The organism is Litorivivens sp., assembly GCF_041625495.1.
Lineage (GTDB): Bacteria > Pseudomonadota > Gammaproteobacteria > Pseudomonadales > Spongiibacteraceae > Litorivivens.
On record NZ_JBFJTH010000198.1, the window covers coordinates 1 to 6,047 of the forward strand.

The 6,047-nt window shown below is 53.9% G+C and carries 3 protein-coding genes; all 3 read left to right on the plus strand.

Annotated features, from left to right (window positions below; translation table 11 throughout):
- Positions 1–273 precede the first annotated feature (273 nt).
- Positions 274–1,677: a transglutaminase domain-containing protein gene (locus ABYP39_RS16680; protein WP_372783687.1), complete on the plus strand. Its 1,404-nt coding sequence runs from the start codon at positions 274–276 to the stop codon at positions 1,675–1,677.
- A gap of 561 nt (positions 1,678–2,238) precedes the next feature.
- A complete protein-coding gene (locus ABYP39_RS16685) occupies positions 2,239–4,158 on the plus strand; it encodes a hypothetical protein (RefSeq protein ID WP_372783689.1) in 1,920 nt (639 codons plus the stop codon).
- 66 nt (positions 4,159–4,224) lie between these two features.
- Positions 4,225–6,047: YjbH domain-containing protein (locus ABYP39_RS16690; protein WP_372783691.1), on the plus strand; the 1,823-nt coding region annotated here is incomplete at its 3' end.

The window sequence follows — 6,047 nt, forward strand, 5'->3', positions numbered from 1 at the left end:
GCCTGAATTGTGGGAGCCGTCCCCGCCGGCGAATAGCCCTCAGCACCACGAAAACCCACCCCCATCGCCTGCAAGGCAGGCTCCCACCAGCGGCCCGAATTGTGGGAGCCGGCCCCGCCGGCGAATAACCCCGGCACCACGAAAAACCCCACCCCATCGCCTGCAGGGCAGGCTCCCACCCGTTACAGCTAATTCGCAGTTGTAACCGCTGTCACAAAACCGTCGTAATCGCGCGTTACACTCCACATTCAATCCCCTGTCTCATCGTCGCTTATGCGCGTAATCGCCATTGTTCTCCTGCTTGCAGCCAACCAGCTTCATGCCACCGATATCTGGCAAAGCGTCACCCTTGGCGGCAAGAAAATCGGCCATCGCCATATCCAACAAAGCATCAACGGCTTTACGATCACAACCACCGAAACGCTATTCATCACGCTGCAGCAACCGGGGGAGCAGCCTAGAACCAGCACTACCACTCAGATCTACCGTGAAACGCTCACCGGCAAGCCGCTTGCCTACAGCAAACAGGTTGCTTCCAACACGGCCAACTATCACTACCGGGGCGTGCTCAAAGATGGCCGCTGGCAGGTTACTCGGGAGCAGGGCGGTGATAGCGAAGCGCGCGAATTCAGAGCCCCGGACAACTTTCTTCTCAACAATGGTGTTATCCAGGCCCTGAGTCGGCTGCAAAACGATTACCGCACCGTGAATTACAGCAGCTTCAGCTTTGCCACAATGGCCTTTGAGCCGGTCGAACTGCGCGCCCGCAAACGATCGGGTGAGCACTCGGCCTGGCACCTTGAGCGCAAACGGCATAACGGCGATATCACCCACCTTTACACCAACGAAGCCTTTCAGCCCTTGAAAGAAACCGCCGAATCCGGCGGCGAACTGCTCGAACTCGTAACCTGCAGTCAGGCATGCGCTGAAGCGGCCTTTCAACCCGCAACCCATGTTTATCGCCAGATCGTCCGTTCTCCCTTTCGCCTGCCGGAGGCGGCGCTGCGTGGCCATATTCGCTATACGCTGAGCGGCAATGGGCTCAACCCACCGCAAACCGGCGAACAACAGGTTATAAAGAAGAAAGAATCTGGCGAATGGCAGCTGGATATCTGCGCAAGCTGTGGCAGCGAGCAACCGCCAACAGCAGAAGACCATACTCGCCTGCGGCAGAGCAGCTACTGGATAACAGCGGAGGCTCCGGAGATCCGCGCAACACTCAACGATGTGCTGCCACCTGAAAAGCGCATCGACGTGGTGCAATCCATGTCGGTGCTAACGCGTTTTGTGCGGCTGGCCATGGATCAACAGCCCGATTACGCTGGCTTTGGCACGGCATTGGAGGCCCTGCAAACAGGAAAGGGTGATTGTACCGAGCACGCGCTATTGCTGGTGGCGCTTGCCAGAGCCGCCGGCTTTCCGGCCCGCGTTGCACTGGGTATGGCCTACAGCAACCAGCGATTTTTAGGGCGCAGCCACGTATTTACACCCCATGCCTGGGTGCAGGTGTGGACTGGCGATCGCTGGCGGAGTTACGACAGCGCGCTGGGCGAATTCCATGCGGGCTACATCGCCCTTGCCCTGAGCGATACCGGAGAGCTGGCCCACTTCACCAGCGTAAATCGCCAAATCGCCAGCCTGGAACTGCACCATGCGGTGCGCGTAGCTGCTAGATGACCCAATAATGGGCCAGACTGTGACAGTAATTGGTGCGTTAGAGGCCGCAGCGCTTCGAGTTAGAGCGAGAATCCTGGAGCAGGTTTCGCCATTTATTCCTGTTAAATAAATGGCTTAGTGCCCGCAGAGCTGGCAAACCTGTGCTATTTTGTGCTGGGAGACCAGTAAAGCGCCATTGGGCGATAGCTGGCGTATTTATTGCTGGTTCATGGAGTGGTGAAAGCGTTTTCAACGTAGTCTTGATACTGTCATGGTGTATTCACATTAAAAAGGCAGAATCATAGTTGTCAGCGCTAAAAAGGGTGTTAGCTTGGTCGTCAAATATACTGAAAGAATTGATTATTCAGTTGAACAAGCTTTAATTTGTCGGCTACACTGCTGTTTTATGGGGTAATGCCTTTAATATTTGGTATCCGCTATAGCAAACAACAAAGTGCGGGTTCTCTCTGTTAGAAATGGATCGTCGTATCTCCCGTTCAAAACAGCGCGATAAAAACGCTTTTTGTTGATTGAATTGCACAAGCCCGCCCAGGAACCTAGAAGCCAAGGGAGCATATAGAGATGGGGAACATACATAAGGCGCTCACAGCGATAGCCGTTGCCAGCGCCGTTCTTTTAAGTGGTTGCAGTAAGGCATTTGACGACGATAGCCCTCGGCCTGGGCCAACTGCGCCGCCTGCCTTGGCGCCAATAACGAGCTCCATTAACGTAGTTCTGGTTGACGTGGACGACGATCCAATCCCCGGTGATACCACGGTTCTGGTGAGAGATACCTCAGGCGCTGCGACGGGGGACGCCTTGCGTTTGGCTCCGGTGGGTAGTACCACTTCGGCTACTTCGTTCACCGCTAAGAACGGCATCTTAGCCTTGGGTCTGGCCGATGGAAGCCCGACCTTCTCGGCGGACCCGCTCGACGTTATCTTCGTGGGTTCAAAGGATGGCTATTTCCGCAGCTCTAATCTGGTCAACATAGACAAAGATGGCGACACAATTGTTGTTATCAAGATGACCAAGAACGACCTTGCTGATCCCGCTAAAGCTATCAGTACCACCAAGGTAACAGCCACCTCAGACGCGTCTGGTGCAGTGTCAGCTCCAATCGCAGCAAAAACTCCGGTAGACACTACCAAGTCCAAGGCAAAAGGTACAACGTCTCTGGCGGTGCCTTCTGGCACTAAGCTGACAACTGAGAGCGGCGCACCAGTAACAGGCAACCTGACCGTTAATGTTGCTTACTTTGAAAATGACGTAAACACCGGGGGTAGCACTCCGCCGACTAATTCGTCGCTCAACACCTTCCCCGGTGGCCTGGATACGTCCATCAGCGACGTAGATGCGAGCGGCAACACCATTCCCGATCAGGCAATTTCATTCTCAAGTGCTGGTTTCACCTCCATTGAGATCCGTGATGATGCCGGCAATCTGGTCAAAAAATTCGATAAGCCGATTACCATCGACATCACTGTGCCGGAAGGTACGGCTGCTCCTGACCCTGCATTCGATACCAACAATAATGGTGTGGTAGATGTTGGCGAGAAAGTGCCGGTATGGACTTATAACGAGCTGACCGGTAAATGGGAGCGTGAAAAGATTCCTGCGGGCGAGCCAGGCGCTGGACAACCTGCAAGTGTAACGCTGACAGATACTACGCCAGGCGATGGCCTCCTGAATGGTCAGTTCAAAACAGACCACTTGTCTTACTTTAATTTGGACTTCCGTGGTAACCGCTGTAGCGTGCAGGGGAGCGACCCCCGCACAATGACCGCTAGTGTTGTCGATTCCTCGGGCGTTCCCAATCAGCGTCGCTTCAAGTTTGCGGGTTACCAGAACGGTGGTGGCTGGAGCCGCCTGAAAACGACTTATGATTCGAACACTACCCAGCTGATCCTTGCAAATAACCCGACCTTTAAAACGACCATTGAGCTGATTGGCGACGATAACTCGTCCATGATCGATCGGTTTGTTACGGCCAGCGGCGCGACCATTACCGCGAACAACGGCAAATTGAATGTTGGTGCAGGCCCGGATGGTATTCGTGGTAATGCTGATGACATGACCCTCTGTGATCTGCATGCGGGTACCGTGCACTTGAACAAAGCAAACCCAGCGGCATCCGAGCTGGTAACTCTGAACTTTGAAATTGTGCAGCAGTGTCAGCAAGATAATAGCGTGCGCACAGCTTACCCAACCAAGTCTTATGTCTTCCGTAGGGGCTTTATGGGGATCGTAAGCACAGAGGCAAATGGTAAAGGCACTATTGGCAACCTTGATCCGAACCTGACCTATGAGTATTTCACTTACATTCGCGAGCAAGGTCAGTACAGAAGCTTGCGTGCGCCATTCTCGCCGAAGACGATAGTAGACAGCTCTAATGGGTTGCTTACTGTGGTAGCCCGTACTGTGGATTGCCCCGGGCTTAACCCGCAGCCGCAACCCACGGGTGCTACTGGTGGCACCGGTGGTACAGGCACTGGCGGTTAAATTAGTAATTAATTAGCGTAAACAGGCGGCTGCCCTCAGCCGCCTTTTTTGTTCCTGCGGATACCTGTGAATAAAACACCTTCCATTCTGATGCTCAGCGTCGCCGTGGCATCCGTGCCAGCGCTTGCTGCTTCCCCGCGCAATCAACTGAATTTTCAGGGCTATACCGGTCTGATAAATGTGCCCAACGCCGCCACCATTGGCCCTGGCGTTGGGGTTATTTCGCGTGATAATCAAATAGAAGGGCGGTTCACGCCAAGAAACAAAATTGGCGAGGGCAATGATGTTTTTATTGGTGCCAGCCCGTTTGCGGGTGTCGAGATGGTCGGCCGTAATATAACGGCCGATAGCTCGGGGGGGTCTGATCTTTCGTTTAATATCAAAATCGCCTCGCCGTGGTCGCCGATAGAGGGCTTTCGCTTTGCGTTTGGTGAATCGGATCTCGGCGGTTCGGTCAACGAGTTTGATGGCCGTTATCTGGTCGGCAGCTACACCTACGATGCGTTCCGTATTACTTTAGGTGCTGGTGAAGCAAGTGTTAATTCAAACGTAGCAAGAGCTTTTGATGAAAACGTTCGTCTCGATGGCGTATTCGGCGGTATCGAATACCAGCCATTCTCCTGGCTAGGCCTCTTGGCAGAGCACGATGCAGATGACGTGAACTACGGCCTGCGCCTGAATACGCCAGACCACTGGTTTGGTGGTGGGCTGAACTTCTCGGCTACCTATGCCGAGTTGGGCCACGAAAGTGAAAGGCCAGACGACAGTTTCTTTTCCATCGCCGTTAATATGGATCTCTCTACCGGTTTCTCAGGGCTGCCGCCGCTGGCCGACCGCTTGATCGAAGAGCCGGTAAACCCCAAACCTCAGGTGATCGTTGAAGATCTGGATAACCTGTTAGTCTCCGAGCAGGATCAAGCCTCCTTTACAGCGCTGGCAGTCACACTGGTATCGCACGGTTTTGAGGAAGTTAATATCTGGCAGGAGCGTGGCACGGTTTATGTGGTATTTGAAAACCACGTGTTCAACCAGAACCTGATAGACGCGCTGGGTCTGGCAATGGGTGAGGCGGCCACCCACCTGCCTGCTAGCGCAACCTTTCACGTGCAGATGCAAAAATATGGCGTACCGCTGTTTTCCGCGCAGGGCAGGGTGTCGGATTATCGCGCCTTTCTGGCTGGCGAGCAGAGCAGCCCGATGCTGACCTATCGTACCGCGCCAAGTTCTGTGGTGCGGCGGGGTGCTGGCACCTGGGCACAGCTGAGTGATTTCCGGTATTTCAAGCCGACTGTTATGGTCAAACCCTTGTTGTCATCTACGTTAGGTACAGAATACGGTGTGTTTGACTACTCACTGGCCGCCCGCGCCGATGTGCGTATTCCGGTTTGGCGCGGTGCTGTACTGAATATCAACTACGATGTGCCGGTAGACGACAGCAAAGATTTTAAAACCGGCGGCATTTTTGCTGGCAGCAAAATTCGCTCTGGCGTCAAAGATGTCGTGTTTAACCAAACAGTACCACTGTGGCAAGGGGCCACCACCATGCTCTCCGCCGGGCGTTTCTTCGACAAACAGCGCGGCGTATTATCGGAATCTCGATGGGAGCCCGGCAATGGCAACCACAGGCTACGGCTGCTGTATGGCCGTTTTAAAGATCAGGATACTGATATACAGCGCACTATGCGGCTCGCTTCTTACAGCTATTTTGCCGAAAGCTTAAACACGTCCTTTACTGTGATGAACGGCACATTCTACTCGCAGGATAAAGGTACACTCTTCGATGTAACCCGCCATGTGGGCGACACCCAATTGCATCTGCGCTATAAACAGGTCAAATTTGCGGGCCGCACTGTCAAGCTGGGAGCCATTGGTTTTACTGTGCCGCTTAC

Bases quoted from the DNA above. Each gene is read 5' to 3' on its own strand.
- ABYP39_RS16680 (WP_372783687.1), top strand. From the start codon at position 274: ATGCGCGTAATCGCCATTGTTCTCCTGCTTGCAGCCAACCAGCTTCAT.
- ABYP39_RS16685 (WP_372783689.1), top strand. From the start codon at position 2,239: ATGGGGAACATACATAAGGCGCTCACAGCGATAGCCGTTGCCAGCGCC.